This window comes from Burkholderia sp. 9775_39 (assembly GCF_015712225.1).
In the GTDB taxonomy this organism is placed as follows: Bacteria; Pseudomonadota; Gammaproteobacteria; order Burkholderiales; family Burkholderiaceae; genus Burkholderia; species Burkholderia cenocepacia.
The window spans coordinates 13,714-39,209 of sequence record NZ_JACCQC010000015.1; the positions used below are offsets into that span (position 1 = coordinate 13,714).

The 25,496-nt window shown below is 68.6% G+C and carries 26 protein-coding genes; 14 read left to right on the forward strand and 12 right to left on the reverse strand.

What is annotated here, in order from left to right; genetic code table 11:
• Window positions 1–34: 34 nt before the first annotated feature.
• A complete protein-coding gene (locus H0X90_RS20500; protein WP_006495645.1) occupies window positions 35–778 on the forward strand; it encodes an SDR family NAD(P)-dependent oxidoreductase in 744 nt (247 codons plus the stop codon).
• Window positions 779–790: 12 nt separating this feature from the next.
• Here H0X90_RS20500 and H0X90_RS20505 read toward each other — a convergent pair whose 3' ends face one another.
• Window positions 791–1,423, reverse strand: coding sequence for a response regulator transcription factor (locus H0X90_RS20505; protein ID WP_006479687.1), 633 nt, complete (start codon window positions 1,421–1,423; stop codon window positions 791–793).
• Window positions 1,424–1,776: 353 nt separating this feature from the next.
• Here H0X90_RS20505 and hpaC point away from each other — a divergent pair, with 353 nt between their 5' ends.
• Complete coding sequence (gene hpaC, locus H0X90_RS20510) at window positions 1,777–2,322, forward strand: 4-hydroxyphenylacetate 3-monooxygenase, reductase component (RefSeq protein ID WP_006490502.1); 546 nt, start codon at window positions 1,777–1,779, stop codon at window positions 2,320–2,322.
• Between the two features lie 11 nt (window positions 2,323–2,333).
• On the opposite strand, the gene H0X90_RS20515 is transcribed toward hpaC, so the two are convergent.
• Window positions 2,334–3,587 (reverse strand): YbfB/YjiJ family MFS transporter, encoded by a 1,254-nt coding sequence (locus H0X90_RS20515; RefSeq protein ID WP_058902754.1) that lies wholly within the window; start codon window positions 3,585–3,587, stop codon window positions 2,334–2,336.
• A gap of 121 nt (window positions 3,588–3,708) precedes the next feature.
• Window positions 3,709–4,257 carry an alpha/beta hydrolase gene (locus tag H0X90_RS20520; RefSeq protein WP_062885647.1) on the reverse strand — a complete coding sequence of 183 codons (549 nt, stop codon included), beginning with the start codon at window positions 4,255–4,257 and terminating at the stop codon, window positions 3,709–3,711.
• A 115-nt stretch (window positions 4,258–4,372) separates the two neighbouring features.
• On the opposite strand from H0X90_RS20520, the gene H0X90_RS20525 reads away from it, so the two are divergent.
• From H0X90_RS20525 to H0X90_RS20530, 3 genes are all read left to right on the forward strand, one after another.
• Window positions 4,373–4,828, forward strand: coding sequence for an Lrp/AsnC family transcriptional regulator (locus tag H0X90_RS20525; protein ID WP_006490496.1), 456 nt, complete (start codon window positions 4,373–4,375; stop codon window positions 4,826–4,828).
• A gap of 414 nt (window positions 4,829–5,242) precedes the next feature.
• On the forward strand, window positions 5,243–5,365 hold the full coding sequence (locus H0X90_RS36045) for a hypothetical protein (RefSeq protein WP_006479692.1): 123 nt from the start codon (window positions 5,243–5,245) through the stop codon (window positions 5,363–5,365).
• Window positions 5,366–5,423: 58 nt separating this feature from the next.
• Window positions 5,424–6,377, forward strand: coding sequence for a hypothetical protein (locus H0X90_RS20530; protein WP_006490492.1), 954 nt, complete (start codon window positions 5,424–5,426; stop codon window positions 6,375–6,377).
• Between the two features lie 17 nt (window positions 6,378–6,394).
• Here H0X90_RS20530 and H0X90_RS20535 read toward each other — a convergent pair whose 3' ends face one another.
• Both H0X90_RS20535 and H0X90_RS20540 read right to left on the reverse strand, forming a co-directional pair.
• Window positions 6,395–6,904 (reverse strand): GNAT family N-acetyltransferase, encoded by a 510-nt coding sequence (locus tag H0X90_RS20535; protein WP_058902752.1) that lies wholly within the window; start codon window positions 6,902–6,904, stop codon window positions 6,395–6,397.
• 64 nt (window positions 6,905–6,968) lie between these two features.
• Complete coding sequence (locus tag H0X90_RS20540) at window positions 6,969–8,000, reverse strand: AraC family transcriptional regulator (protein ID WP_062885312.1); 1,032 nt, start codon at window positions 7,998–8,000, stop codon at window positions 6,969–6,971.
• A gap of 263 nt (window positions 8,001–8,263) precedes the next feature.
• On the opposite strand from H0X90_RS20540, the gene H0X90_RS20545 reads away from it, so the two are divergent.
• The 5 genes from H0X90_RS20545 to H0X90_RS20565 all read left to right on the forward strand — a co-directional run bounded on the left by H0X90_RS20545 (window position 8,264) and on the right by H0X90_RS20565 (window position 14,103).
• Complete coding sequence (locus H0X90_RS20545; RefSeq protein WP_048988371.1) at window positions 8,264–9,982, forward strand: GMC family oxidoreductase; 1,719 nt, start codon at window positions 8,264–8,266, stop codon at window positions 9,980–9,982.
• Window positions 9,969–12,419: an alpha/beta hydrolase fold domain-containing protein gene (locus H0X90_RS20550; protein WP_077191042.1), complete on the forward strand. Its 2,451-nt coding sequence runs from the start codon at window positions 9,969–9,971 to the stop codon at window positions 12,417–12,419. Before H0X90_RS20545 ends, H0X90_RS20550 begins: the two co-directional genes overlap by 14 nt.
• A 183-nt stretch (window positions 12,420–12,602) precedes the next feature.
• Window positions 12,603–13,157 carry a protein-tyrosine-phosphatase gene (locus H0X90_RS20555; RefSeq protein ID WP_006490500.1) on the forward strand — a complete coding sequence of 185 codons (555 nt, stop codon included), beginning with the start codon at window positions 12,603–12,605 and terminating at the stop codon, window positions 13,155–13,157.
• Between the two features lie 287 nt (window positions 13,158–13,444).
• Window positions 13,445–13,777, forward strand: a complete 333-nt coding sequence (locus tag H0X90_RS20560; protein WP_006490499.1) for a type II toxin-antitoxin system RelE/ParE family toxin — start codon at window positions 13,445–13,447, stop codon at window positions 13,775–13,777.
• Complete coding sequence (locus H0X90_RS20565; RefSeq protein WP_077191041.1) at window positions 13,774–14,103, forward strand: DNA-binding protein; 330 nt, start codon at window positions 13,774–13,776, stop codon at window positions 14,101–14,103. The genes H0X90_RS20560 and H0X90_RS20565 overlap by 4 nt, the downstream gene beginning before the upstream one ends.
• A gap of 24 nt (window positions 14,104–14,127) precedes the next feature.
• Here the strand turns inward: H0X90_RS20565 and H0X90_RS20570 are convergent, their stop codons facing one another.
• The gene (locus H0X90_RS20570; RefSeq protein ID WP_077191040.1) at window positions 14,128–16,146 is read right to left on the reverse strand and encodes an LssY C-terminal domain-containing protein; all 2,019 of its coding nucleotides are present in this window, start codon (window positions 16,144–16,146) and stop codon (window positions 14,128–14,130) included.
• Window positions 16,147–16,254: 108 nt separating this feature from the next.
• Window positions 16,255–16,707, reverse strand: a complete 453-nt coding sequence (locus H0X90_RS20575; protein WP_062885308.1) for a hypothetical protein — start codon at window positions 16,705–16,707, stop codon at window positions 16,255–16,257.
• A gap of 325 nt (window positions 16,708–17,032) precedes the next feature.
• Here H0X90_RS20575 and H0X90_RS20580 point away from each other — a divergent pair, with 325 nt between their 5' ends.
• Complete coding sequence (locus H0X90_RS20580; RefSeq protein WP_006495658.1) at window positions 17,033–17,680, forward strand: response regulator transcription factor; 648 nt, start codon at window positions 17,033–17,035, stop codon at window positions 17,678–17,680.
• Window positions 17,677–19,476, forward strand: a complete 1,800-nt coding sequence (locus tag H0X90_RS20585) for a sensor histidine kinase (RefSeq protein WP_077191038.1) — start codon at window positions 17,677–17,679, stop codon at window positions 19,474–19,476. The genes H0X90_RS20580 and H0X90_RS20585 overlap by 4 nt, the downstream gene beginning before the upstream one ends.
• 36 nt (window positions 19,477–19,512) lie before the next feature.
• Here the strand turns inward: H0X90_RS20585 and H0X90_RS20590 are convergent, their stop codons facing one another.
• The 4 genes from H0X90_RS20590 to H0X90_RS20605 all read right to left on the reverse strand — a co-directional run bounded on the left by H0X90_RS20590 (window position 19,513) and on the right by H0X90_RS20605 (window position 22,658).
• Window positions 19,513–19,812 carry a type II toxin-antitoxin system RelE/ParE family toxin gene (locus tag H0X90_RS20590; RefSeq protein WP_077191037.1) on the reverse strand — a complete coding sequence of 100 codons (300 nt, stop codon included), beginning with the start codon at window positions 19,810–19,812 and terminating at the stop codon, window positions 19,513–19,515.
• On the reverse strand, window positions 19,809–20,084 hold the full coding sequence (locus tag H0X90_RS20595) for a YlcI/YnfO family protein (protein ID WP_006482105.1): 276 nt from the start codon (window positions 20,082–20,084) through the stop codon (window positions 19,809–19,811). The genes H0X90_RS20590 and H0X90_RS20595 overlap by 4 nt, the downstream gene beginning before the upstream one ends.
• A 112-nt stretch (window positions 20,085–20,196) precedes the next feature.
• Window positions 20,197–21,507 carry an MFS transporter gene (locus H0X90_RS20600; protein ID WP_077191036.1) on the reverse strand — a complete coding sequence of 437 codons (1,311 nt, stop codon included), beginning with the start codon at window positions 21,505–21,507 and terminating at the stop codon, window positions 20,197–20,199.
• A 125-nt stretch (window positions 21,508–21,632) separates the two neighbouring features.
• A complete protein-coding gene (locus H0X90_RS20605) occupies window positions 21,633–22,658 on the reverse strand; it encodes an ABC transporter substrate-binding protein (protein ID WP_006495662.1) in 1,026 nt (341 codons plus the stop codon).
• Between the two features lie 240 nt (window positions 22,659–22,898).
• Here H0X90_RS20605 and H0X90_RS20610 point away from each other — a divergent pair, with 240 nt between their 5' ends.
• Entirely contained in the window at window positions 22,899–23,564 is a 666-nt protein-coding gene (locus H0X90_RS20610; protein WP_006486117.1) for a response regulator transcription factor, read from the forward strand.
• Window positions 23,551–24,975 carry a sensor histidine kinase gene (locus H0X90_RS20615; RefSeq protein WP_077191035.1) on the forward strand — a complete coding sequence of 475 codons (1,425 nt, stop codon included), beginning with the start codon at window positions 23,551–23,553 and terminating at the stop codon, window positions 24,973–24,975. Before H0X90_RS20610 ends, H0X90_RS20615 begins: the two co-directional genes overlap by 14 nt.
• Before the next feature lie 56 nt (window positions 24,976–25,031).
• Here H0X90_RS20615 and H0X90_RS20620 read toward each other — a convergent pair whose 3' ends face one another.
• Complete coding sequence (locus H0X90_RS20620) at window positions 25,032–25,481, reverse strand: hypothetical protein (protein ID WP_077056736.1); 450 nt, start codon at window positions 25,479–25,481, stop codon at window positions 25,032–25,034.
• Between the last annotated feature and the right edge of the window lie 15 nt (window positions 25,482–25,496).

Consider the following 25,496-nt stretch of genomic DNA (forward strand, 5'->3'; position numbering starts at 1 on the left):
CGGCGCGCGCCCGCGAACCACGGAATTCCACACCATGTCAGATCGAGTCGTTCTCGTCACCGGCGCCGCGCGCGGGCTCGGCGCCGTCATCGCCGAACGCTTCCATGCGGCCGGCTATCGCGTCGCGCTGGCCGACATCGCCGCCGACGCCGTTCACGCGCATGCACGCGAACTCGACCCGAGCGGCGCACGCGCGATCGCGCTGCCGCTCGACGTCACGTCCAAACGCGATTTCGAAGCGGCGCGCGATGCGCTCGTCGCGCGCTGGGGCACGGTCGACGTGCTCGTCAACAACGCAGGCGCGTCGAAGGTCGTACCGGCGATGGAGATCACCGCCGAGCAGTTCGACCAGGTGATCGACGTGAACCTGCGCAGCGTGCTGTTCGGCTGCCAGGTGTTCGGCCAGTACTTCGCGCAGCGCGGCGCGGGCCGCATCGTCAACATCGCATCGCTCGCCGGGCAGAACGGCGGCTCGGCGACGGGCGCGCACTATGCGGCCGCGAAAGGCGGCACGCTGACGCTGACGAAGGTGTTCGCACGCGATCTCGCCGCGCACGGCGTAACCGTCAACGCGATCTCGCCGGGGCCGCTCGATCTGCCGATCGTGTACGAAAGCGTCGCGCCCGAAAAACTGCGTCAGGTGCTCGCGAGCCTGCCGGGCGGCAAGCTCGGGTCGGCCGGGTTCGTCGCGGATGCCGCCGTGCTGCTCGCGTCGGGCGACGCGCATTTCGCGAACGGCGCATGCTGGGACATCAACGGCGGGCTGTACATGCGCTGAACGCGCCGGGCCTCATCGCGACGATTCGCCGTCGTCGCCCCATACGACCATCACATCGCGCACCAGCGCGGCGATCGACGTCGCGCCGAGCTTCTCCTTGATGCTCGCGCGATGCACGTCGACCGTCTTCACGCTGATCGACAGATCCGACGCGATCTGCTTGCTGCCCTTGCCGTCCACGACGCCACGCAGCACTTCCTTCTCGCGCGCGGTCAGCGCATCGAGCCGCTGGCGCAGCTCGCGGTGGCGCTGGCTCACCGCGTGCCGCTGCTGCGCGAGCCGCAGCGCACGCTGCACGCGCTCGAGCATCTGCTGCGAGTTGTACGGCTTCTCGACGAAATCGATCGCGCCGTTCTGCAACGCACGCACCGACATCGGAATGTCGCCATGCCCGCTGACGAAGATCACCGGCAGCGTCGCGCCGCGTGCATTCAGTTCGGCCTGCACGTCGAAGCCGCTTTTCTCCGGCATCCGCACGTCGAGCACGAGGCAGGCGGGCAAGTTCACGTCGAAGCGCGCGAGAAAGTCGGCGGCGTTCGCGAATCCTTCGGATGCGATGCCGACCGATTCGAGCAGCCACGCGAGCGACGTCCGCATGCCGCTGTCGTCGTCGACGATGTATACGATCGGTGCGGGTGACGTCATCGCGGGTGTCTCGCTGAATATCGGTATCGGTATCGCACGCGCCGCGCGGCAAACCGGTGGCCGGCATGTCGCGAGCGTCGTTCGCTGGGGGTGTGCGGCACATCATAACGAGCCGAAAACCCGCTGCAAACCCCTGCACGTGCCGCACGAACGCGCAATCGCGGTTTTTTCACACGCGGCGGCACGCATCTAGGTAGAACCTTTAGACGCGTTGGCGGCAACGCCATCCCGATCGCCAATCGTGCGAATGGTCGGCCGCATTTTCGCGACGTACGCTTGGGTCATCGTCGGCGATCCGGCGCCGCGCTCGCCGCGCTGCATCGTTCGCCGCTTTCGTCCAACCAGGAGCGCCCATGTCTTCCACGACCGATATCCAGCGACCGGCGCGCGTCGAACCGACCGACGCGCAGAAGGCCTTCCGCCAGGCGATGGCCCACCTCGGCGCGGCCGTCAACGTGATCACCACCGCCGGGCCGCACGGCCGCTGCGGGATCACCGCGAGCGCCGTATGCTCCGTCACCGACGCGCCGCCGACGCTGCTCGTGTGCCTGAACCGGTCGAGCGCGATGCACGCGACCTTCGAGCGCAACCGTCAGGTGTGCATCAACGTGCTGCCGGCCGAGCACGAACTGCTCGCGCGACACTTCGCGGGGCTCACCGACCTGCCGATGGAACAGCGTTTCCAGTTGCCCGTGTGGGATCGCGGCGAACAGGACGTGCCGGTGCTGCGCGACGCGCTCGCGAGCCTGCAGGGCACGATCGCCGAAATGAAGGAAGTCGGCTCGCATTCGGTGATGTTCATCGAGGCGACGTCGATTCGCGTGCGCGACGACGGCGACAGCCTCATCTACTTCAGCCGTGCGTTTCATCGCGTGTCGCGTACCGCGTGCGTGCGGTGACGGGTGCCTGACTACGCGGACGTGCTGCGCAGCGCGCGCTGCCCGGCCGCGAACGCGGCACCCGCGAACAGTGTCAGCGCGGAATACACGAGCCCGCGCGCGAGCCCCGCGCTGTCCGACACCCAGCCGATCGCGACCGGCCCCGCGATCTGCCCGAATGCGAAGACCGTCGTGAATGCGCTGATCCCCTTCGCCCAGCCGTCGGGCGGCAGGTTGTGCCGCACGAAGGCCGTCGTCGACGCGACCGCCGACAGGAACGTCGCGCCGAACAGCAGGCCCGACGCGAACGCGGCGGCCGGGTGCACGAACAGCGCGGGCATCAGCGTCGCGACGCCGAGCAGCGCGTTGAGCACGGCGAGCGCCTGGCCGCCGCGCATCCGGTCGAGCAGCCCCGACCACAGCCGCGCCGACACGACGGTCGCGATCCCGAGCATCACGTAGAACGCGGCGACCACCGTGCCGCTCATCCCCGCGCCGCGCAGCAGTGCGACGATGAACGTCATGTAGCCGATGTAGCCGACGCCGAACAGCCCGTAGCCGGCCAGCGCGAGCGCGAAGCGGGCCGGGCTCGCGCTCGCCGCCGGTTTCGCGCCGTCGGTCTGTCTGACCGGCGCCGCATGCGCATGCTCGATGCGGCGCGCAGCCGACACGGCCACCGCCGAGAACAGCACGCACGCCGTCGCGAGTGCGAACCACGCGGGCTGCCAGCCGTGCACGCGATGCACGAGCGTGGCCGGCACGAGCAGCGACGACGCGACGATGCCCCATCCGGTGCCGCCGTAATAGAGGCCGAGCAGCAGCCCTGCGTCGCGCGGCGACGCGGACGCGAGCCGCGCGGCCAGCACACCGCCGCTGATGAAGATCAACGCGCTGCCGATACCTGTGGCCAGCCGCTGCGCCAGTAGCGCGTGCATGTCCGACGTGAGCCCGCCCGCGGCCATCAGCACGGCGGTCAGTGCGCAGCCGGCCGCGAGCAGCGTGCCCGCGCGCCAGCGCCGCGACAACAGCGGGAATGCCAGCGCGCCGATCAGGTAGCCGGCCGCGTTCGCCGTGTTCAGCGCGCCGGCCTGCGCGAAGGTCCAGCCGAGATCGGCTTTCATCGGCGGCAGCAGCAGCGCATATGAAAAGCGTGCGAGGCCGAGCGCGATCGCGCTGCCGAGCGACAGGCAGATCGCGAGTCGCCACGCGGCCATGCGGCCGGGATCGGTTGCGCCGGCGTCCGGCCGCGAGCGGCCGGCACGCTCCGGTTGCGGCACTGCGCGCATCGGGGTGTCTCCATCGTTGTTCGATTGCGGGGCTTGCGCCGCCGTCGGTCGATCATACTTGAGCCGCCGTGAACCGGTGCGGTGGCGACAAAAACCCGACGGCCGGCGCAGGCACGCACGATCACGCTCGCCCGAGCCCGGCTGCAAACGCCGTCAGCAGCGCGCGTCCTTCTTGCCATTCCCCCAACCCGGAAGCCGCGTTCAGATGGCCGCGCGCGCCGAGCTGCAGCGGCGTCGCGCCCTGTTGCGTGACCCATTCGAGCGCTCGCCCGGACGGATCGTACGGATCGTCCGCGCTCGCGATCGCCAGCACCGGCACGCGCCCGAACCGGCCGCGCGGCAGCTTCGCGAACGCGGCGGCGGCCACCGGAAAACGCGGCCCTGCCGGGTCCGGCACGGCGACGAGAAACGCGCCGCGCACCGCGCGCGCCGACGCGGCATGCCAATGCGCGAACAACAGACAGCCCAGCGAATGACCAATCACGAGCGCAGGCGCGCCGGCGTTCGCCACGGCCTCGTCCAGCGCCGCCGTCCAGTCGGCCAGGTCGGGCGCATCCCACGACTCAGGCGCGATGCGCGCGGCGCGGGGAAACGCGGTCTCCCAATGACTCTGCCAATGATCCGGTCCCGAATTGCCGATACCCGGCACGATCACGATCGCTTGCTCCATCACGCCCTCCATCAACGAAAGCCGGCAGTGTGACGGGGCGCCGGTCGGCATGGAATGGCAAGTCATCGGTTATTGAGACAAAATGCCGATGAATCAACGGTACCGGAGGACCGTCATGCCGGACGAAGCACTGGATCGCCTGGATCTTGCGATCCTCGAGGCCCTGCAGGACAACGCGCGAACGCCGCTGTCGGAAGTGGGCCGGCGCATCGGGCTGTCGCAGCCCGCGACGTCGGAGCGCGTCAAGCGGCTCGAAGAACGCGGCATCATCGCGGGCTACGGCGCACGGATCGATCCGGCGGCGCTCGGGCTGGGCATGATGGCCATCATCCGGCTGAAGACGACTCACGAGCACATCAAACCGGCGCTGCGCACGTTTGCCGACATGCCGCATGTCATCGAAGTCCATCGCATGACCGGCGACGATTGCTTTCTGCTGAAGGTGCTGGTGCCGACACCGGGCCAGCTCGAAACGCTCATCGACGCGATTGCGCGCTTCGGCGCGGTCACGACTTCGCTGGTGCTGCGCTCCGAACCGACCAAGGCGATCGGCAAGGCGTTGCTCGGATGACGCTCGCGTGCGAACCGCGCGCGGTGCGTGACATCGCGGACCGGTTCGATCGCGGATTCGAACGCCACGCGAATGCGTATGCGGCTTTCGTCAATGACATAAAACGCAGCAATCCGGACAATTGAATTCGAATTAAAAATAGCCGAATTCATTTCGTCGATCCGGATTCCGTCCTCTAAAAAAATGATGCGTGATCTGTCGCCCGTTTTATCCGGTTTTTCCAGTATGTGAAGCGCAAACGCTGCGTGTTTAGCACGTGTCGGCTAAAAACATGGCAACGCATTGCATTCGAAAATTCGTCAGACTAATATCGACGCCACTTGTCCGGGATTCACAAAATGCCGAACGAGGAGCGGCAATTTTTTTGTCGCGCTTTCATGTTGAATCACTCATGTTCACCACAGGAGAATTGACATGCAGGAAACCCAGCAAATCGAATTGCTTGACTGGATGCAGGAAGATACGCACCCCGAGGCCGTCGACATGATGGTCGAGGACGCCGTGGTGCCGTTCGGCACCGCGCTCTGGCCGGTCTGAGCGGGCCACCCGTTCTCGCGGAAGGGCCTCGGCCCTTCCGCCGCTTCCGGAGATACGCATGCTGAACCTGCACCGCGCGCTCGGTTTTCACCCGGCGCTGCGCGCCAAGCTGGCCCGCGGCGAATCGGGAAAACTGCTGGTCGGCTATGACACCCGCAACCGCGACATCGCGTTGCGCGCCTTTTCCGCCCTGCCCGATTCGCTCGACGCGACCACCCTCTGCCTCGAAAGCACCGCGCCCGCCGACATCGCCGTCGCACTCGACAACGCCGACCTGTTCGTGCTGCTGTACGACTCGTCGTGCCTGCCGACGCCGTCGCCGAGCGGGCCGCCGTTCCTCGCCGCGATCCGCCCCGCGATCGTCGAACACTGGAGCAAATCGGTTCTATTCAAGGATTACGGCCCGCATCTCGACGAAGCGTTCGCCGAATCGCTCGACGACATCGCCGCCCGCAACGGCCGCCTGATCGAGGCGGCCTCGCGCGCGTCACAGATCCGCTTCATCGACGAAGCCGGCAACGCGCTGACGGGCGCGCTCGCGCCGGACCAGAAATGGACGAGCGTGGACGGCATGGGCAACCTCGACGTCGTGCCCGGAGAGATCGCGACGCACGTGACGGACCTGAACGGCACCGTCGTGTTCAGCGGCACGTTTCTCGGCACCGTGCCGTTCGCGATCAAGTACAAGGTGGCCGAGCGGCTCGCGACGCTGCATGTCGAACACAGCACGATCGTCGATTTCGACACCGACGATGCGGGCTTCCGACGCGATTTCTCGACCTATCTGGACCGGCACGCGAATCACCGGCGGATCGAGGAATTCGGCATCGGCACGAACCTCGGCATCCGCGGCCTGTACGGCCGCAACGCGGGATTCGAGGAACGCCATCCGGGCCTGCATCTCGGCCTCGGCGGCGGCGAAAACGGCAGCCACCATCTGGACCTGATCTTCGCGCGCGGCACGCTCGCGCTCGACGAGCGGATCGTGTTCGACGGCGCGTTCGCCGTCTGACGCGGCGCGCAGGTGACTCAGGCTTCGGCGGCGGCCGCGTCGCCGAGCCACTTGAACATCACGAGGCAGTCGACGAAGCCGAGCCGCGCGTGACGGTATGCGCGCGGCAGCCGGCCGACGATCTCGAATCCCAGCTTCTGCCACAGCGCGACCGCGACCTCGTTGGTCGCGACCACCGAATTGAACTGCATCGCGAGAAAACCGTGCTCGCGCGCGACCTGCTGCGAGTGCTCGCACATCAGGCGCGCGACGCCGCGGCCGCGCGCGGCCTCGTTCACCATGTAGCCGCAGTTGCTCACGTGCTTGGCCGGCCCGGCCGCATTCGCCTTCAGGTAATACGAGCCGAGCACCACGCCGTCCTCCTCGGCGATCCACGTACAGAGCGGCGCGTCGAGCCACAGTGCGCGTGCCGCTTCGGGCGTCGACTCGGGATCGAATGCGTAGGTTTCCTGAGCAGCGACGATGGCGCGGTAGGTCGGCCAGAAACGTGCGAAATCGTCGTCGGTCATCGGGCGGATCGTGATCATGCGGGGGGTCTCGTGAGGGTGATGTCAGCAGGCAAGGCAGGCGAACGAGCGATCGTACCGCGATTCATCGCGGGTCGCCCGTTCGCCGCGCCGCGCTGCGATACGCGCCCGGCGGTACGCCGTACCAGCGCTTGAATGCCTGCGAGAAACTGGACAGATCGCTGAAACCGAGCCGCTCGGCCACCTCCGCGAGCGACAGCCGCGCATCGGCGAGCAGCGTCTCGGCCATCGCGCCGCGCGCCTGCGCGAGCAGCGCGCGAAACGTCGTGCCTTCGTCCTGAAGCCGGCGCTTGAGCGTGCGCGGGCTCGTGTTCATCAGCCGCGCCATGTCCTCGAGCGAGAACGGCGCGCTGCCCGGCGTCGCGTTCAGGTACTGGCGCACCATCTCCGACGTGCCCACGCGTGCACGCCGCGCTTCGACGAGTTGGCCGCACATCTGCTCGCACATCGACACCGTCAGCGGATTCGCATGCGGCAGCGGCCGGTCGAGAAACGCGCGATCGAACTCGAGGCTGTTCGCACGCGCCGCGAACGTCGGCTCGATACCCGCGATGCGCGGCGCGACAAGCGCCGGCGAACGCGCGGCCTGCAGCGTGAAGCGCGACAACGCGAAATCGCCGCTGGCAATTTCCTGCAGCAGCACGGCCGCGGCCGTCATGTCGCGCTCGACGAGGAACCGGCTCAGGTCGGCGTCGAGTTCCGGCGCGCCGAAGTTGAGCACGCCGGTGTCAGCGGCCTCGCGGTACGTGATGACGGTGTACGCATACGTGAGCGGCAAAAAGCGCATCGCCAGCGCGAGCGCATCGCTCCCGGTCGCGCTCGAGATCAGCCCGTAGCCCCACACGCCGTACGCGGAGAAGTGATAACGCAGCCCGACCTCGAACCCGAGGCCCTGCGCCCGGCCGAGCGCGCGCAGCAGGTTGCCGGTCAGCCGCAGCTCCTGCGCGGCCGTCACCTCGACTTTCGGGTCGTCGAGCTGCGCGCTCGCGAGGCCGGTGCCGGCCAGCAACGTGGCAGGCGGCACGCCGCGTTCGTCGCCGAAATCGGCCAGCAGCCGGGCGCTGGCCGGACTCCGGGTGAAATCCCAGAAGCTCATGCGGAGAAACCCTCGAAGCGCCGATTTGGCCCAAATACTAAAACAATTGTCCCCGAGCAGCATTGGTGTTTTCCCACGCGGCCCGCACCATCGGCGTCATCCGGTCGTCGCCCGAACGACGCCATCGCCCCAGGAGGAGACACCATGCGACCGAGTCGCCCGATCGATCCCGCCGCCCGCTTCGCCCACCGGCGCGCCGCCCGTCCCCGCATGCCGACGTGCATCGCGTGACCCACCGATTACCGAGGAAAGGAGACGATTCCATGAGCAGGACTTTCGACTACATCGTGGTTGGCGGCGGGTCGGGCGGCTGCGTCGTCGCGGGGCGGCTGACCGAGGACCCGGCCGTGACCGTCTGCGTGCTCGAAGCCGGCGGCCGGGGCGACGGCGCGGTCGTCAACGTGCCGACCGGCGCGGTCGCGATGATGCCCACCCGCCTGAACAACTGGGCCTTCGACACGGTGCCGCAGCCGGGGCTCGGCGGGCGCATCGGCTATCAGCCGCGCGGCAGGACGCTCGGCGGTTCGTCGGCGATCAACGCGATGGTCTATATCCGCGGCCATCGCGTCGATTACGACGGCTGGGCCGCGCTCGGCAACGAAGGCTGGGCATACGACGACGTGCTGCCGTACTTTCGCCTGAGCGAACACAACGAGCGCTTCGACGATGCGTGGCACGGCCGCGACGGCCCGCTGTGGGTCAGCGACCTGCGCACCGGCAACCCGTTTCACGCGCGCTATCTGGAAGCCGCGCGACAGGCCGGCTTGCCGCTCACCGACGATTTCAACGGCGCGCAGCAGGAAGGCATCGGGATCTACCAGGTCACGCAAAAGCACGGCGAACGATGGAGCGCGGCACGCGCGTACCTGCTGCCGCACGTCGGGCGACGCGACAACCTGACGGTCGAGACACATGCGCAGGTGCTGCGCATCCTGTTCGACGGCACGCGCGCAACCGGCGTCGAAGTGCGGCAGCACGGCGAAATCCGCACGCTGCGCGCGCGGCGCGAAGTCGTGCTCGCGGCCGGCGCGCTGCAGACACCGCAATTGCTGATGCTGTCGGGCGTCGGCCCGGGCAGTGCACTCCAGCAGCGCGGCATCGCGGTACGGGCGGACCTGCCGGGCGTCGGCCGCAACCTGCAGGATCATCCGGATTTCATCTTCGGCTACCGCACGCGCAGCGTCGACACGATGGGCGTATCCGTCCGCGGCGGGCTGCGCATGCTGCGCGAATTCGCGCGCTTTCGCCGCGAACGGCGCGGGATGCTGACGTCGAACTTCGCGGAAGGCGGCGGCTTCCTGAAAACGCGCGCCGATCTCGCCGCACCGGACATCCAGCTGCATTTCGTCGTCGCGCTCGTCGACGACCATGCGCGCAAGCCGCATGCCGGTCACGGGCTGTCGTGCCACGTCTGCCTGCTGCGGCCGCGCAGCCGCGGCTCGGTCACGCTGAACGGCACCGATCCGCTCGCGGCGCCGCGCATCGATCCCGCATTCTTCGACGATCCGCGCGATCTCGACGACATGGTCGCGGGCTTCCGCCTCACGCGTCGCCTGATGGACGCACCGGCACTCGCCAGCTGGACCACGCGCGACCTGTTCACCGCGAACGTGACGACCGACGACGAGATTCGCGACGTGCTGCGGCGGCGCACGGACACCGTCTATCACCCGGTCGGCACCTGCCGGATGGGACGCGACGCGCTCGCCGTCGTCGATCCGCAACTGCGCGTGCATGGCCTGCAAGGGCTGCGCATCGTCGATGCATCGGTGATGCCGACGCTCATCGGCGGCAACACCAATGCGCCGACGATCATGATCGCCGAGAAGGCCGTCGACCTGATGCGCGGCGTATGCCGCGTAGCGGTAGAGCCGCATGCCGAAGCAATCGTCAGGACAGCGACGGATTTCGACGCTACCCTTGCACCCCACGCCGCGCACGATACCGCCCAGCCCGAGGAAACCCGCCATGCTGTCGCCTGATCCTTCCCGTTCCGCCGGCTCCGCCACGCCGCTTGCCGCGATCATCATCGGCGCCGGCTTTGCCGGCATCGGCATGGCGGTCGCGCTGCAACGCGCCGGCATTCACGATTTCGTGATCGTCGAACGCTCGCACGACGTCGGCGGCGTGTGGCGCGACAACCGCTATCCGGGCGCCGCGTGCGACGTGCCTTCGCACTTGTACTCGTTCTCGTTCGAGCCCAATCCGGCGTGGTCGCGCGTGTTCGCGCCGCAGCCTGAAATTCATGCGTACCTGCAACACTGCGCGCGCAAGTACGGCCTCGCGCGATATCTGCGCTTCGGCGCCGAAGTCGAACACGCACGCTACGACGAAGCCGGCGCGCTGTGGCACGTCACGCTGCGCGACGGCACGACGCTGAGCGCCGCGCTGCTCGTCAGCGGCACCGGCCAGCTGAGCCGCCCCGCCATGCCGGACCTGCCCGGCATCGACACGTTTCGCGGCCGTGCGTTTCACTCCGCACACTGGGATCACGATTACGCACTCGCCGGCAAACGTGTCGCCGTGGTCGGCACCGGTGCATCGGCGATCCAGTTCGTTCCGGCGATCGCCGGCGACGTGCGGCGCCTCACCGTGTTCCAGCGCTCGCCGGCCTATGTGATGCCGCGCCCCGACCGCGCGTATCGCCCGTGGGAAAAGGCGCTGTTTCGCCGGCTGCCGGCGGCGATGAAACTGCATCGCGCATCGATCTACCTGCGCTACGAAGCGCGCGCGATCGCGTTCACGCGCCTGCACGGGTTGATGAAGGTCGCGGTCGGCCGGCCGTTTCGCAAGCTGCTCGCGCGCGACGTGCCGGACCCCGCGCTGCGCGCACGGCTCACGCCCGACTATCCGGTCGGCTGCAAGCGCATCCTGTTGTCGAGCGACTATCTCGCCGCGATGAGCCGCGACCATGTCGAGCTCGTCACGCAGCCGATCCGGCGCGTGACCGAGGACGGGATCGAAACCGCCGACGGCGTGCATCATCCCGTCGACGCGATCGTCTACGGCACCGGGTTCGCGGCGACCGAGTTCCTGTCGCCGATGCGCATCACGGGCCGCGGCGGCCTCGACCTGAACGATGCGTGGCGACGCGGCGCGCAGGCGTATCTCGGGCTCACCGTGCCCGGCTTTCCGAACTTCTTCATGCTGTACGGCCCGAACACCAACCTCGGTCACAACTCGATCGTCTACATGCTCGAAAGCCAGATCGCGCACGTGATGCGCTGCGTGCATGCGATGCGTCGCGACGGCGCGCGCGAGATCGACGTCGACGCGCGCCGCTACCGGCGTTTCAACGTGCACGTGCAGCAACGGCTCGCAGGGTCGGTATGGAGCAATTGCAAGAGCTGGTACGTCGATGCGTCGGGACACAACAGCACGAACTGGCCGGGCTTCACGCTGACCTACCGGTGGATCACGCGCTTCACCGGCATGTCCGCGTACCGCTTGTCGCAACCGCTGCCCGCGGCGGCCGCGCCGCTGCACGGCACGATGGTCGCGCCGCCCGCCGGCAGACTCGAAGCCTTCACGGCCGCTTCGTTGCGCGGATTCCTGCGCGTCGCGTTCCGGCCGCTGATCGGGCCGCCGTTCGGCGCGCGCATGCAGCGCCGCGTCGTCACGCTGCTGTCGCCGCTGATGCCCGGCGCGGGCGGCACGCTGCGCTACCGCACGTCGGCGCAACGCGTGCCCGTCGAAGTCGTCGCGCCGAAGCGTGGCGATACGGGTGGCGCGATCCTCTGTCTGCACGGCGGCGCGTTTTGTCTCGGCGGGCCGCATACGCATCGCGGCGTGACGACGCGCCTCGCGATCGACGCGGGCCTGCCGGTGTGGGTGCCCGATTACCGGCTCGCGCCCGAGCATCCGAGCCCGGCCGCGCTCGACGATGCACTGGCCGCATACGATGCGATGCGCACGCAGGGCTATGCGCCGCACCGGATCGTGATCGCCGGCGACTCCGCCGGCGGCGCGCTGGCGCTGGCGCTCGCCATCGCGCTGCGCGAGCGCGGCGAGCCGGCTGCCGCCGCGCTGCTGCTGATCTCGCCCGTGACCGACCCGGCGCTCGGCGGCGCGACGCTGGCCTCGCGCCGCCACGACGATCCGATGATCCGGCGCGGCTGGCTCGAACAGGGCCTGCGCTGGTATCACGGCACGGGGTCCGCCGCGGCGCGCGGCCCGCTCGACACCGACCTGCGCGGCTTGCCGCCGATGCTGATCCAGGCCGGCGACCAGGAAGTGCTGCTGTCCGATGCGCAGCGGCTCGCGGAGCATGCGCATGCGTGCGGCGTGCCGTGCCGGCTGGAGATTCATGCGGCGCGCTGGCACGTGTTTCATCTGCAGGCGTTTTATCTGCGCTCGGCGCGGGATGCGTTGCGTACGTTGGCGGGGTTTGCAGCGGAACGTGTCGCCTCGCCGGCATGACGATGAAGCGGCGACGTACGACGCTCGGCGCCGGCCCGAGCGTCGCACCCGCTTGCAACGAAGCGACACCGACTTGCGAAAACCGGCCGTTTATTTTTTTCCGCCGCATGCGGCCGTCATGATTTCCCGCAAACCCCGGTGCGTCACCGGGGCGAGCAACCACCCCACCCTGGCGGAGACATCATGAAAAGAAGGCACACCCTCGGCACGCTTGCGCTGCTCTGCGGCGTCGGCATCCAGTGCGCGACGTCGGCATGGGCCGACGAACCGAAGAAGGTCGCGTTCGTCGACACGGGCAACACCGGGCGCAGCGTGATGGCGGAAGCGATTGCCGGCCAGTTGATCGCGCAGCGCCACGCGCATGTCGCGGTAATTTCGCGCGCGGTCGACGAGGATCCGTACGACGAAAAGCCGGAGGAGAACGGCGTGATCCTGATGAAGCGCCGCGGGATCGACACGTCCGCGCATCGCGCGGCGCAGTTGAACGCGAACGACGTCAAGCATTCGGACGTCATCCTGACGATGACCGACAAGCACAAGGAAAAGGTGCTCGCGCTCTATCCGGCGGCAGCCGGCAAGGTGTTCACGCTGGCCGAGTACGCGAGCGGGAAACACGTCGACGTGCCCGACGCATGGGGCAAGCCGATCGACTTCTACGAATCGGTGACCGCGCAACTCGATACGTACATTCCGGCGGCACTCGACAAAGTCGCGACCGCCGTGCCGGCGAAGCAGTAGCGCGGGAATCTGCCGGCTCGCGGTACACATCGCGAGCCGGCAAACCCTCCACCCAGTCGTTCCTCTCGCTCTCCGTCTCCGAGCGCATCCCCCCTCATCACGCCATCGATACCGGCCATTTGGCCGAATCGTCGCGCGCCCGACCGGATGAAACAATGATCGTCGTCCGGGAGGTCCGCTCCATGCCCTGACAGCCGAACCATGAAGACGCTGCATGCGCGTCGGCTGTGAAGCCATTGCATGCGACCCGATTCGTTCCATTGATTTTTTGTAGCTTATAAGTTACAATGCTCTCCAAGTTCGAACTGCTTCGCTATCAGCGCGACGACGGTCGCGAGCCTTTCACCGAATGGCTGAACGCCGTGCGTGACAAGCTCGCGCAGGCACGCATCCGCGAGCGCCTGCGCCGCGTACAGACCGGCAATTTCGGCGACTGCGAGCCGGTCGGCGAAGGCGTGATCGAACTGCGCGTCCATGTCGGCGCCGGCTATCGCGTGTACTTCGGCCGGCACGGCAGCGCCCTGGTGCTGCTGTTGTCAGGCGGCGACAAGGCGAGTCAATCCGACGACATCCGGCGCGCAAAGGAACACTGGTCGAACTGGAAACGGAGGCAAATGTGAACAAGCTCAAAGGCGCGGCATCGCACCACGACGCAGAGGTCGCCGAACTCGGCGCCGACCGCGAGCTCGCGGTCGCCTATCTGCGCGTCGCGATGGAGTCGCTCGACGACCCGGACAACCGCGCGGCCGGCCTGCTCGCGCTGCGCACGGTCGCGGAAGCGTATGGCGGGCTCGGCGCCGTCGCGGCCGAAGCCGGCATCAGCCGCGAATCGCTGTATCGCACGCTGTCCCCGAACGGCAACCCGACGCTGAAGACCCTGCTCGCGGTGCTCAAGACCGTCGGCCTGCGCCTGTCCGTCGTTCCCGCGCAGCCGTCGCACGCGTAAGGGGCGCACGGCACGCGCACCCCCTCACGGCCTCACCATCCACACCAGCAGCATCTCGTCCGGCGCGACCGTCACTCCCGCCGGCCGATGCGCGATCGTCGGCTCGACCGCCAGCGCCTGCGCGATCGCCGCCGCATCGTCGATCGTCGTCGTGCGCACGATCGTCATCAGCCGCGCCGGCCGGCGCAGCGTCTCGCGATACAGCGCGCCGTACCACAGCGGCCGCGTGCCGAGCGCATCCTGCAGCACGTACGGATAACGCCACAGCCGCAGCACGAAACGGCTTTCCGGGTGGGCCGGGTCGATATGGACGAACACGCGCCGCGTGCTTTCGCCATGCGTATAGCGCGGCAGCACGGGCAGCGTATCCGCCGGCGCCTGCGGCAACAGCCAGCGCAGCGCGGTGGCCGGCGACCACGGCGTCGCACGCTGCCAGCCGGCCTGCGCGAGATGCCGGTCGAGCGTGTCCGACGTCGCGCTCCATTGCAGCGGCAGGTATTCCTCGCGGTCGCCGCCGATCTCGGTACGCCGCGTCGGCACGCGCTGCCAGCCGCCGCGCAGCCACTGGTCGACGGTCATCGCGACCACGTCGCCGACATGCGGACGCGCCGCGCGATCGAGCTGCCATTGCGCGGGCACCGTCCATACGCCGGCCGTCGCGAGCACGACGACGACCGCGACGAGCGCGCCTCTCGGCTGCACATGCTCGCGCACGCGCCAGTACGCATAGGCACCGGCGAGCAACGCGAACCACGCGAGCCCGAGGCTCCATCCGCCCAGCAGGCCCGACAACCACGTATCGCCGACGTACAGCCGCGCGAAACCGCCGAGCACGATCCACAGCACGACCGCGGTCACGACCGGAATGCGCCACAACGCGGGCCGGTCGCGCGTGAGCACCCAGCCGAGGCCGCTGCTCGCGAGGATCGCGAACGCGGCGTCGGCGTCGGGCAGCGCCACGTGCGGCGCGCCGGGCGGCAGGCTCGCGGGTGTCGCGCCCGGCACGCCCCCGCCGAACACCGGCACGAGCACGACGGCGACGCCGACCGTCGCGAGCCACCACGCAGCCGACAGCCAGCAGCGATGAATCATCAGCCAGACGAGAAACGCGGCCGCGACGATCAGCCCCGTGTCGTGCCCATGCAGCACGGCGAGCGCGCTCATCGCGGCGTCGACGGGCGGCGTGCGCAGGTTCTGCAGGAACGCGTACAGCGCGATGTCCGCGTGCATCAGCGGATCGTTCGCGACGACGTCCTGCACGATGCCCGCGAACAGCCACACACAGCCGATGAACAGCAGCGCGAGCACGGGCACCGCGCCCGGCAACCCGCGCAGGTACGCGATCCCGTCGTGCAGCCGCGCGCCGAACCGCGGCCAGCGGCGCGCGCAGGCATGCAGGGCTTCGGCGAGCGCACGGCACAGCAGCGGCCAGCCGCGCCGCAGCGCGACGCGCACGCCGATCCACACGAGCGCGACCAGCGCGGCGACGACCAGCAGGATCGCGGCGACCCGCACGCTGATCGCCGCGGCCAGCGCGGCCGACGCGCCGAACAGGATGCCGGGCGCGACGTGGACAGGCGCCCACACGAGCGCCGAGATCACGTTGACCGGATAGAACGACCGGCGCGGCAGCGTCGCGCAGCCGACGACGACCGGCACCACCGCACGCACCGGCGCGAGAAAACGCGCGAGCACGATGCTCTTCATGCCGTGACGCAGCACGAATTCCTCGCCGCGCGCGTAGGCGTTCGCATAGCCGAAGCGCGCCCATGCGTTGCGGATCATCCCGCGGTAATGCCGCCCGAGTTCGTAACTGATCCCGTCGCCGATCACCGCGCCGACGGCCGCGACGCCGATCGTCGCCCACGCGTCGAGCGCGCCCGCGCCGATCAGCGCGCCGGCCGCGAACATCACGGCGCCGGCCGGCACGATCGTGCCGATCAACGCGATCGCCTCCGCGCAGGCGGCCACGAACACGATCGCCAGCACGAGCAGCGGATGCGCGCCGATCGCACCGATCCACGCATGGATCGTGTCGCTCATCACACGCTCCCGAACGGTGCGGCCCGGCGCGCGAACGGCGGGCCGGCAGGGGCATTGGATACGTTCATCGCGACATGCGCACGCTCGCGCCGGTGTCGGGGTCAGGGGTCAATCGAATTCGTGTTGTCGCGCGTCGGCCTCGAGCGGCGCATCGTGGTAGCCGACCGTCGCGACCTCGTGCAGATAGCGCGCAAGAAACGCGCCGATCGAGCCGGCGGCCTCGTATTGATGCACATGCCGGAATTCGTGAGTCAGCAGGCGGCGCGTGTCCTGCCCGCGCAGCACGTACACCGCATGGCCGAGCGTGAGGCCGATCGTCCCGGGCGCGAGCAGCCCCGTGTCGCGGGCGAGCGCGGCAAGCGTCGGCGTGTCGGGAAACGGCATGCGATCGACGGCCGTCACGCGAATCCGCTCCGGTTGCGCGACGCCCACCGTGCGCGCGTCGTCGGCTTGTGCCGGCGTCAGCGGCGCGCCCCGCGCGAGCCCGCGCGCCGCCTCCGCTTCGGCCCACGCGACGGCGGCGGGCAATGCGGACGGCAGGATATCGGCAAGGTCGGTCATCGCAGGACTCCTTGATTGACGCGAGTGGCATCGGGCACCAGTTTAGTCCCGAATCGGACCGGTTCGCGGACCGGTTGCCGTGATGCCGCGCCGGCCCCGCGCGGGTGCAACGATCACCCGGGAATACCCGGATCCGGATGCGCGTCGCGCCGTACCCTTTCCCGTGAATTATTTCGTTTCAGTGCACATTCCGCGCTCAACCCTCCCGAAAATTTCTCGAACGAGTACCGTTTTCGGGTCCGGGGGCATATATTGGTCAGAAGAACGGCCGCGGCGACAACCGGACGGCAACACGCGGCGTCATCCCGAAGAGGATCGCTGGAAGATGATCAGGGTAATTCTGGCTGACGATCACGCAGTCATGCGGGACGGACTGCGTCACATCCTGGAGATGGCCGGCGGTTTCGAGATCGTCGGCGAGGCGAGCGACGGCTCGGGCACGCTCGCGCTGGCCGAGCGCACCGTCGCCGACGTGCTGCTGCTCGACCTGTCGATGCCCGCGCCGACCGGCATCGAGCTGATCCGGCTGGTCAAGCGCCAGGCGCCGTCGCTGCGCACGCTCGTGCTGACGATGCACGCGGAAACGCAGTATGCGGCGCGCGCATTCAAGGCTGGCGCCACCGGCTACCTGACGAAGGACAGTGCGACCGCCGAGCTCGTCGAAGCCGTCGGCAAGGTGGCCGCGGGCGGCATCTACGTGAGCCCGTCCGCGGCCGAAAGCCTCGCTCGCACGCTGCGCGCGCCGGCTCAGGTATTGCCGCACGAGCGACTGTCCGCGCGCGAACTCGACGTGATGCGCCGCATCGTCGCCGGCCAGACGGTCACGCAGATCGCGTTTGAACTCGCGCTGAGCGCGAAGACGGTCAGCACGTACAAGACGCGCATCCTCGACAAGATGGCGCTGCCGCACGAAGCCGCCCTGATCCGCTACGCGGTGCGCCACGATCTCGACCTCGGCGCCGACGACGCATGATGGCCGCCTTCCGCGTCCCGTCCGCACCGCCGCCGCCGAACGACGACGATCCGGATACGTCGCGCCTGTTCATGTCGTCGCTGCCGCCGGGCCGGCGCGAGCGGCGGCTCGCGCTCGCGACGGTGCTCGTCTCGGCCGTGATCTTCGCTGCGCTCGCACCATTCGCCACCCTGCCGCTCGCGCCGGGCTGGGCGTTCATTCCCGTGTACCAGTCGGCGATCGTCGTCAACGACATGGTGACGGCCGGCCTGCTGCTCGGCCAGTACGCGATCCTGCGCGAGAAGCCGCTGCTCGTGCTGGCGGGCGGCTACCTGTTCACGGCGTTCATGGCCGGCATGCACATGCTGACCTTCCCCGGCCTGTTCGCGCCGCGCGGCCTCCTCGGCGCCGGCGAACAGACCACCGCGTGGCTGTACCTGTTCTGGCACGGCGGCTTTCCGCTGTCGGTCGCCGCGTACGCGCTGCTGCGCGCAGCGTCGCGCGGGCGCCCGGCTCCGGCCCCGCAGCGCCGCGCGGCGATTCCGGTCGTTCTCTGCATCGCGGCCGCGATCGGCGCGACGGTCGCGCTCGCGCTGCTCGCGACCGCCGGCCACGACCTGCTGCCACGCATCATGAGCGGCAACCGGATGACCGCGACGATGACGAACGCGATCACGGTCGTCTGGGGGCTGAACCTCGTCGCGCTGATGCTGATGTGGCGGCAGCGGCGCCGCCATTCGGTGCTCGATCTGTGGGTGATGACGGTGCTCGTCGCGTGGCTGTTCGACATCGCGCTGTCGTCGATGCTGAATCACGGCCGCTTCGACCTCGGCTTCTATGCGGGGCGTGCGTACGGTCTCGTCGCGTCGGGCGTCGTGCTGTTCGCGATGCTGTTCGAGAACGGCCGGCTGCATGCGCAGACGGTGCGCGCGCTGGCCGGCGCGCGCTACCAGCATCTGCTCGTCGCGCAGAAAAGCGCGCAGTTGAACGAGGCGAACGAACGGCTCGAACAGCGCGTCGCCGCGCGCACCGCGCAGCTGAGTGCGTCGAACCGCGACTTGCGACGCGAAGTCGAGGAACGCGTGCGCGCGGAGCGGGCGCTGCAGGCGTCGCGCGAGGAGTTGCGCGAGATCGCCGCGATCAGCGCCAGCGCGCGCGAAGCCGAGCAGCGCCGCATCGCGCGCGAACTGCACGACGAACTGGCGCAGACGCTCGCGACGCTGAAGAACGATCTCGAATGGCTGATCGACCGCGTGCCGCAGGACGACGCGTCGCTCGCGCGCAAGATCGCGGCGATGCATGCGCTCGCGCGCGGCGCGGTGGCCGCGACCCGCCGCATCGCGTCGGACCTGCGCCCGCTGATGCTCGACGATCTCGGCTTCGCGGCGGCGATGCAATGGCTCGTGGAGGATTTCCGGCACCGTCACGGGATCGCGTGTGCGCTGCACGTCGAGCCGCCCGAATTGCAGCTCGACGAGCCGTATGCGACGGCCGTGTTCCGCATCGCGCAGGAAGCGCTCGCGAATGTCGCCCGGCACGCGGCCGCGTCGCATGCGGACGTCGAACTCGTGTGCGGCGGCGAAGCGATCGCGCTGACGATACGCGACGACGGCGCGGGCTTCGATCCCGCGGTGCCGCGCAAGTCGAGTTCATTCGGGCTGGTGGGGTTGCGCGAGCGTGCGTACCTGGTCGGCGGCACGCTGCGGATCGCGACGACGCTCGGCGAAGGCACGACGGTCGAGGTGGAGATTCCGCGGGTGCCCGCGCCTGTGGCGGTCGCGCATGGCGTGGACGGGGATTCGCGAATCAATCGCTGACCAACGCGGCAACGACAACCACCGCATCGTCACGTATCAGTGGTAATCATCTTCCCGTTGGCGTCGTGCGGCTAAAATCGTAACTTGCTCGGCTGCTTCAATCTCGAACAGCAGGACATAGCCCGACGTGCCGAAGGACACGATCAGCTCGCGCAAAAATGGATTTCCGTGATCGACCTTGCGGCATGTGAACGGAAACATGCGGAGCATGGCGACACCTTGTTCGATCGCGTCCACAGCCCGCGCCGCCGCATCCACATCACATTCGAGCAAGTATCGATACATCCCTACCAGATCCTCACGGGTCGCACGTGTATATCGGACCCGATAGATCAATCAGCCGCCTTCGCTGCACGCGCAGCCTTCAGCATGCCCTCGAGTTCGGCCTGCACGTCGGCGGCATCGACGTATTCACCGGTACGACGCGCCTCGTCGCGCGATGCGAGGCCACGGGTTACAAACTCGCGTTGCAGACGGCGACGCGCGATCCCGTCGCGCAGCGCCGACTCCATGAACGCAGACAACGTCTCGTTTTCTTCAAGGACCGACTCTGCCTCCTCCCGCAATTGCGGATCGACACGCAGCGCCGGCATGGTCGCGGTTTTCATCGCACACTCCATGCATTACATATGTAATGCATGGTAGCGCACCCGCTTTTTCGCGTGCAGTCGGCCGTTCGGCCTAATCCACGTATCCCGGGGCCACAACCCCGGCCGTCCATCACGCCTGCGCCGCCACCATCCCCCGCTCCGAGCGCGTCCACGCGACCAGCGCGCCGACGCCGAGCAGCGCGAGGCACACGATCGGCACGATCATCGGCCCGAACGCAGTGCCCGTCACCTTGCCCGCGAACGGCATCAGGTTCTGGCTGAAGAAGCCGCCGAGGTTGCCGATCGAGTTGATCGCCGCGACGCTCGCGGCCGCCCGCGCGCCGGTGAAATAGCGCGGCGGCATCGACCAGAAGCACGGATACAGCAGCGGGATGCACGCGCCGCCGAGCACGAGCGCGATGAAGCGCAGCGGCGTCGACGGCAGCACGAGGCTCAGCAGAAAACCGAGCGCACCGAGCGCCGCGACGATCGCGATCGTGCGCAGGATGCTCTTCGCGCGCCGCAGCTTCGACGGCAGCCACACCAGCAGCACCACCGCGAGCGCCCACGGCAGCATGCTCAGGAACCCGTTCGTCGTGCTCGACACGCCGAACGACTTCACGATCGTCGGCAGCCAGTACGTGACGCCGTACAGCGACGTCGACATCAGCATGTAGGTCGCCGCGAACAGCATCACGCGCGGATCGAGCAGCGCCTTCCACGGCTGGCCGTGCTCGGCCTGCGCGGGCTTCTCGCGCTCCAGCGCGGCCGCGACGATCTGCTTCTCGCGCTCGTCGAGGAACCGCGCTTCGCGAAACGATGCGGGCAGCACGCGGAACACGACGATCGCGACGACCACGGCCGGAATGCCCGTCGCGACGAACACCCACTGCCAGCCCGCGAGCCCCCACACGCCGTTCAGGCTCAGCAGCAGGCCGCCGACGAGCGAGCCGAGCATGTTCGCGAGCGCGCTGCCGAGCGTGAAGATGCCGAGCACCTTCGCGCGGTAGCTCTGCGGGAACCACAGCGTCAGGTAATAGATCACGCCCGGATAGAAACCGGCCTCGGCGATGCCGAGCACGAAGCGCAGCGAACAGAACGCGGGCATCGACGTCGTGAAGCCCATCAGCACCGTGATGAGCCCCCACGTCAGCATGATCCGCGCGAGCCACACGCGTGCGCCGTAACGATGCAATGCGAGCGTGCTCGGCACCTCGAACAGCAGGTAGCCGATGAAGAACAGCGACGACGCGAGCCCGAACGCGGCTTCCGTCATCCCGAGGCTGTGCACCATCTGCAGTTTCGCGAAACCGACGTTCTGCCGGTCGATGAACGCGATCAGGAACATCACGACGAGGATGGGCAGCAAGCGCCGCGCCATCTTCGACATGATGCGCTGTTCTTCGGCGGACGCGGGGTCCAGGGTGTCGGTAGCGTTCACTTCAGGCTCCTTGCGTGAATCGGTTGCATATCGGTTGAATCGGCGGGTTGATTCGGCGTCGCGCGTGACGAATGCGCCGGCGTCAGCGGGTTCGATGAATGGATTCGGTTGGCCGCAGGCGTGGCTCAACCCGACCGGTAGTCGTCGAGCATCGGCGCGAACATCTCGTGCCACGCGCGCGGCTTCGCCTTGATCGTGCCGGCCAGGTACAGGAATTCGACGTAGTCCATCAGCTGGTTCGGCAGCACCGAGAAGCGCGTGTCGGGCGCGGCGAGCATCCGCATCACGTCGTCGTGCGACACGCCGACGCCCGACGACGTCGCATACAGCGCCGCCGCCGCACGCGGGTCCTGCGCGATCAGGCGATTCGCTTCGTCGAGCGCGCCGAGGAACGCGACGGCGAGCGCGGGCTCCGCATCGACGAGCCGCTTCGGCGCGAACACGACGTCGAGCGTCATCGGGCCGAGCACGTCGACCGAGCTCACCACGCGATGGATGCCCGGCTGCCGCAATTCGAGCGTCGAGAACGGCGGCGACGTGAAGTGCGCGGTCACGCCGTTCTCGCGGCGGATCAGCGCCTGCATCGCCTGCGGATGCGGCAGGTTCACGGTGATCGAATCGAGCTGCGCGAAATGCCTGGGGCCGAGCTGCCGGCTCGCGACCATCTGCAGCACGACCGCCGACAGCGACGTGCGGATGCCGGGCACCGCGATCCGGTCGGACGGCGCGAAGTCGCGCAGCGACACGAGGCCCGGCCGGTTCGCGTTCAGCGACAGCGACGTGGTCGACAGCCCGCTGATGCCGATCACCTCGACGTTCGGAATGCCGCGCGCCCGCGCCCACAGCTCGATGAAACCCGGCGCGCCGGCGCCCGCGAAATCGAGCGTGCCGGCCATCATCGCGTCGTTGACGGAATTGCCGCCGTCGAGCAGCACCCATTCGACCGCGACGTCGCGCACGCCGTGGCGCGCCGCATGCCGCTCGAACAGCCGCTGCTTCTCCATCACGAGCAGCGGCAGGTACAGCACGCCATAGCCTTTCGAGATCCGCACCGTGCGCGGCTTCGCGCGCACCAGCGCCGGCGCCCCGAGCACGCCCAGCACGCCGAGCCCGGCGGCGATCAACGCGCGGCGACGCGGCGACGTCGTCATGCACGCACCGTCGACGTGCGGCGAACGGCCAGCCGCCACGCGCGGGCCGGCGTAGCGCCGCGGCGCGCGTTCGTCGTGCCCGTGACATGCTGCATGTTGCCGTCTCCTTGAATATTTCTGGTATTAATGCCGTCCTTGCATCCTGCTTCCGGCTCGACACAGGTTATCGACCGAGTCTGAGAAAATGCTGACATCCCGGCCTCGGGAAAACCCCTAACCCCTCTACCTGCAAACGGCACCATGCGTATTCTCGTCGTGGAGGACGATGCCGAAATCGGCGCGGCGATCCGCGGCCGCCTGGCCCGGCTCGGCCACGCCGTCGATCTCGAAACCGACGGCGCGACCGCGAACGGGCTGCTGCGCGTCGAGCGTTTCGATCTCGTCGTGCTCGATGCGAATCTGCCCGGCATGGACGGCTTCACGGTCCTGCGCAACCTGCGCGCGTCGGGCAGCACGACGCCCGTGCTGCTCGTCACCGCGCGCTCGGCGATCGACGACCGTGTGAGCGGCCTCGGCCTCGGCGCCGACGACTACCTCGTGAAGCCGTTCGACTACCGCGAGCTCGACGCACGCGTGCAGGCGCTCCTGCGCCGCAACAGCGGCCACGCGAACGACGTGCTGACGCTCGGCGGCCTCGTGATCGACCGCAGCAGCCGCCTCGCGGAACTCGACGGCCAGCCGCTGTCGCTGTCGCGCCAGGAATTCGCGCTGCTCGAAATCCTCGCGAGCCGCCCGCAGCGCATCTTCTCGAAGGAAGAACTGCTGAACCAGTTGTTCAGCTTCGGCAACGAGCCGACCGCGAACGCGGTCGAGCAATACGTGACGCGCGTGCGCAGGAAGCTGCAGGGCAGCTCGGTCGAGATCCGCACCGCCCGCGGGATGGGGTATCAGATTGCCGCGCATTGACTGGTTTCCGAAGACGCTGTTCGGGCGCACGCTGCTGTTCATCGCGCTCGTCGTCGCGACCGGCGCGCTCGCGCTCGCGGCGATCGCGCGCTACTACGCGGGCGTCGCGGCCGAACGCGCGTACGACCAGTTGCTGGCGGGCGCGTCGATCCAGGTCGCGGAAAACCTCTACGTGCAAGGCGGCGTGCTCGCGCTGAATCCGCCGGTGGCCGCGCTGTCGACTCTGTCGCGCTACGACCTCGTCTATTACAAGGTGGTCGATTCGCGCGGCGTCGTCGTGGCCGGCTACGACGACCTCGCGAGCCCCGCGACGCTCGCCGCCGCGAAGCAGGGCCCCGCGTTCGCGAACGCCGTCTACCAGGGGCACCGGATCCGCACCGCGACGATCGCACGGTACATGCCCGAGGAAAGCACGCCCGGCTGGGCGCTCGTGACGGTTGCGCAGACAACCAACGCGCGCCAGCAGCTGACGAACGACATGAGCCTCAAGGTGTGGACGTTGATCCTGCTGATGAGCGTGCTCGCGGTCGGTGCGAGCGGCCTCGCGATCCGGCGCGGCCTGCGCCCGCTCGCGCAGATCGGCGCGATCATCGCCGCGCGCGACCCGGCCGACCTGCGGCCGGTGGCCGTCGATACGCCGAGCGAAATCGACGCGATCATCGGGTCGATCAATGGCCTGATGCACCGCCTCGCCGAGCGGATCAACGCGATGCAGCGCTTCATCGCCGACGCCGCGCACCAGATGCGCACACCGCTCGCGCGGCTCGACGCGCAGATCGAGCTGCTCGACGGCGAATCCGACCCCGCGCGTCACGCGGCGCGGCTCGATGCGCTACGCGCGACCTCGTCGGACGTCGGCCGGCTCACCGGGCAGTTGCTCAATCACGCGATGGTGATTCATCGCACCGAGGCCGTGCCGCTGCAACCGGTCGACCTCGTCGCGCTCGCGAAGGAGGTCCTGGGCCGCACGATTCCGCTCGCCGGCGAGCGCGACGTGGCCGTCGCGTTCGCGAGCGACGCGCCGCACGCGTGGATCGACGGCGATGCGATCAGCCTGCAGGAAGCATTGTCGAACGTGCTGCACAACGCGCTGCTGCATGGCCACGCGGACGACATCGTCGTGTCGGTCGCGACCCAGGGCAACGCGGATCAAGCGGTGACGCTGACCGTCACCGACAACGGGCGCGGGATACCGCGCGAGCACTGGGACGCGGCATTGCAGCCGTTCGTGCGGATCGCGCCGGACGGCAGCGAGCGGCGCACGGGGTCCGGGCTCGGGCTCGCGATCGTGCAGGAAGTGATGAAGGCGCACGGCGGGCGCGTCGGGTTCGCGTTTCCCGATGCGGGCGGGTTCGCGGTGGTGCTGACGTTTCCGCGGCCGGCGACGACGCACGCCGCACGCGACGCTTAGACAACCGCGGATCCGGCTCAGGCCCGCTCGATCGAACGCCGCCGGGCGACACGCGTTCAGTCGTCGCTGTCCCGATCGTCGCCGGCGTTGCGCTGCGCGTGTCGCGCAACCCGTTGATCCAGCGCGTCGTACTGGCGGTCGCAGAACAACCGGCACAACGCATCGACGTCGACGCGCCTTCTCACGTCGATCGTCTCGACGTGCTGCTCCAGCTTTCCCTTGCCGATCCCGAAGAGCCCCTTCTTCATCCGCATGGACACCACATTCAGCTGGAAGCCGTCCGAATGCGCATCCGTCAACGCAGTCACCCACAGCTCGCGCTGATCGTCGGCCTGCTGCAGCACGAGCGCCGGCAGCGGGCCGTCCTGCGTCTCGTTCCATTCGACGTGCTGGGCCGCCCAAGGGAACGCATCGAATGCGTGAACGAACGACGCGTAGTCGGTCGCGCCCTGCTGATCGAGCTGATTGAAATCGTAGCCGACTTTCTGGATGGAACAGGTCAACATGGCGCGGCAACCCCG

Coding starts and splice junctions, on each gene's coding strand:
- H0X90_RS20620 (WP_077056736.1), bottom strand. CDS start 25,481: ATGTTGACCTGTTCCATCCAGAAAGTCGGCTACGATTTCAATCAGCTC.
- H0X90_RS20515 (WP_058902754.1), bottom strand. CDS start 3,587: ATGCGCGCAGTGCCGCAACCGGAGCGTGCCGGCCGCTCGCGGCCGGAC.
- H0X90_RS20595 (WP_006482105.1), bottom strand. CDS start 20,084: ATGAAAACCGCGACCATGCCGGCGCTGCGTGTCGATCCGCAATTGCGG.
- H0X90_RS20605 (WP_006495662.1), bottom strand. CDS start 22,658: ATGACGACGTCGCCGCGTCGCCGCGCGTTGATCGCCGCCGGGCTCGGC.
- H0X90_RS20520 (WP_062885647.1), bottom strand. CDS start 4,257: ATGGAGCAAGCGATCGTGATCGTGCCGGGTATCGGCAATTCGGGACCG.
- H0X90_RS20525 (WP_006490496.1), top strand. CDS start 4,373: ATGCCGGACGAAGCACTGGATCGCCTGGATCTTGCGATCCTCGAGGCC.
- H0X90_RS20570 (WP_077191040.1), bottom strand. CDS start 16,146: ATGAGCGACACGATCCATGCGTGGATCGGTGCGATCGGCGCGCATCCG.
- H0X90_RS20535 (WP_058902752.1), bottom strand. CDS start 6,904: ATGATCACGATCCGCCCGATGACCGACGACGATTTCGCACGTTTCTGG.
- hpaC (WP_006490502.1), top strand. CDS start 1,777: ATGTCTTCCACGACCGATATCCAGCGACCGGCGCGCGTCGAACCGACC.
- H0X90_RS20560 (WP_006490499.1), top strand. CDS start 13,445: ATGCTCTCCAAGTTCGAACTGCTTCGCTATCAGCGCGACGACGGTCGC.
- H0X90_RS20540 (WP_062885312.1), bottom strand. CDS start 8,000: ATGAGCTTCTGGGATTTCACCCGGAGTCCGGCCAGCGCCCGGCTGCTG.
- H0X90_RS20550 (WP_077191042.1), top strand. CDS start 9,969: ATGCTGTCGCCTGATCCTTCCCGTTCCGCCGGCTCCGCCACGCCGCTT.
- H0X90_RS20575 (WP_062885308.1), bottom strand. CDS start 16,707: ATGACCGACCTTGCCGATATCCTGCCGTCCGCATTGCCCGCCGCCGTC.
- H0X90_RS20505 (WP_006479687.1), bottom strand. CDS start 1,423: ATGACGTCACCCGCACCGATCGTATACATCGTCGACGACGACAGCGGC.
- H0X90_RS20500 (WP_006495645.1), top strand. CDS start 35: ATGTCAGATCGAGTCGTTCTCGTCACCGGCGCCGCGCGCGGGCTCGGC.
- H0X90_RS36045 (WP_006479692.1), top strand. CDS start 5,243: ATGCAGGAAACCCAGCAAATCGAATTGCTTGACTGGATGCAGGAAGAT.
- H0X90_RS20530 (WP_006490492.1), top strand. CDS start 5,424: ATGCTGAACCTGCACCGCGCGCTCGGTTTTCACCCGGCGCTGCGCGCC.
- H0X90_RS20610 (WP_006486117.1), top strand. CDS start 22,899: ATGCGTATTCTCGTCGTGGAGGACGATGCCGAAATCGGCGCGGCGATC.
- H0X90_RS20555 (WP_006490500.1), top strand. CDS start 12,603: ATGAAAAGAAGGCACACCCTCGGCACGCTTGCGCTGCTCTGCGGCGTC.
- H0X90_RS20585 (WP_077191038.1), top strand. CDS start 17,677: ATGATGGCCGCCTTCCGCGTCCCGTCCGCACCGCCGCCGCCGAACGAC.
- H0X90_RS20580 (WP_006495658.1), top strand. CDS start 17,033: ATGATCAGGGTAATTCTGGCTGACGATCACGCAGTCATGCGGGACGGA.
- H0X90_RS20545 (WP_048988371.1), top strand. CDS start 8,264: ATGAGCAGGACTTTCGACTACATCGTGGTTGGCGGCGGGTCGGGCGGC.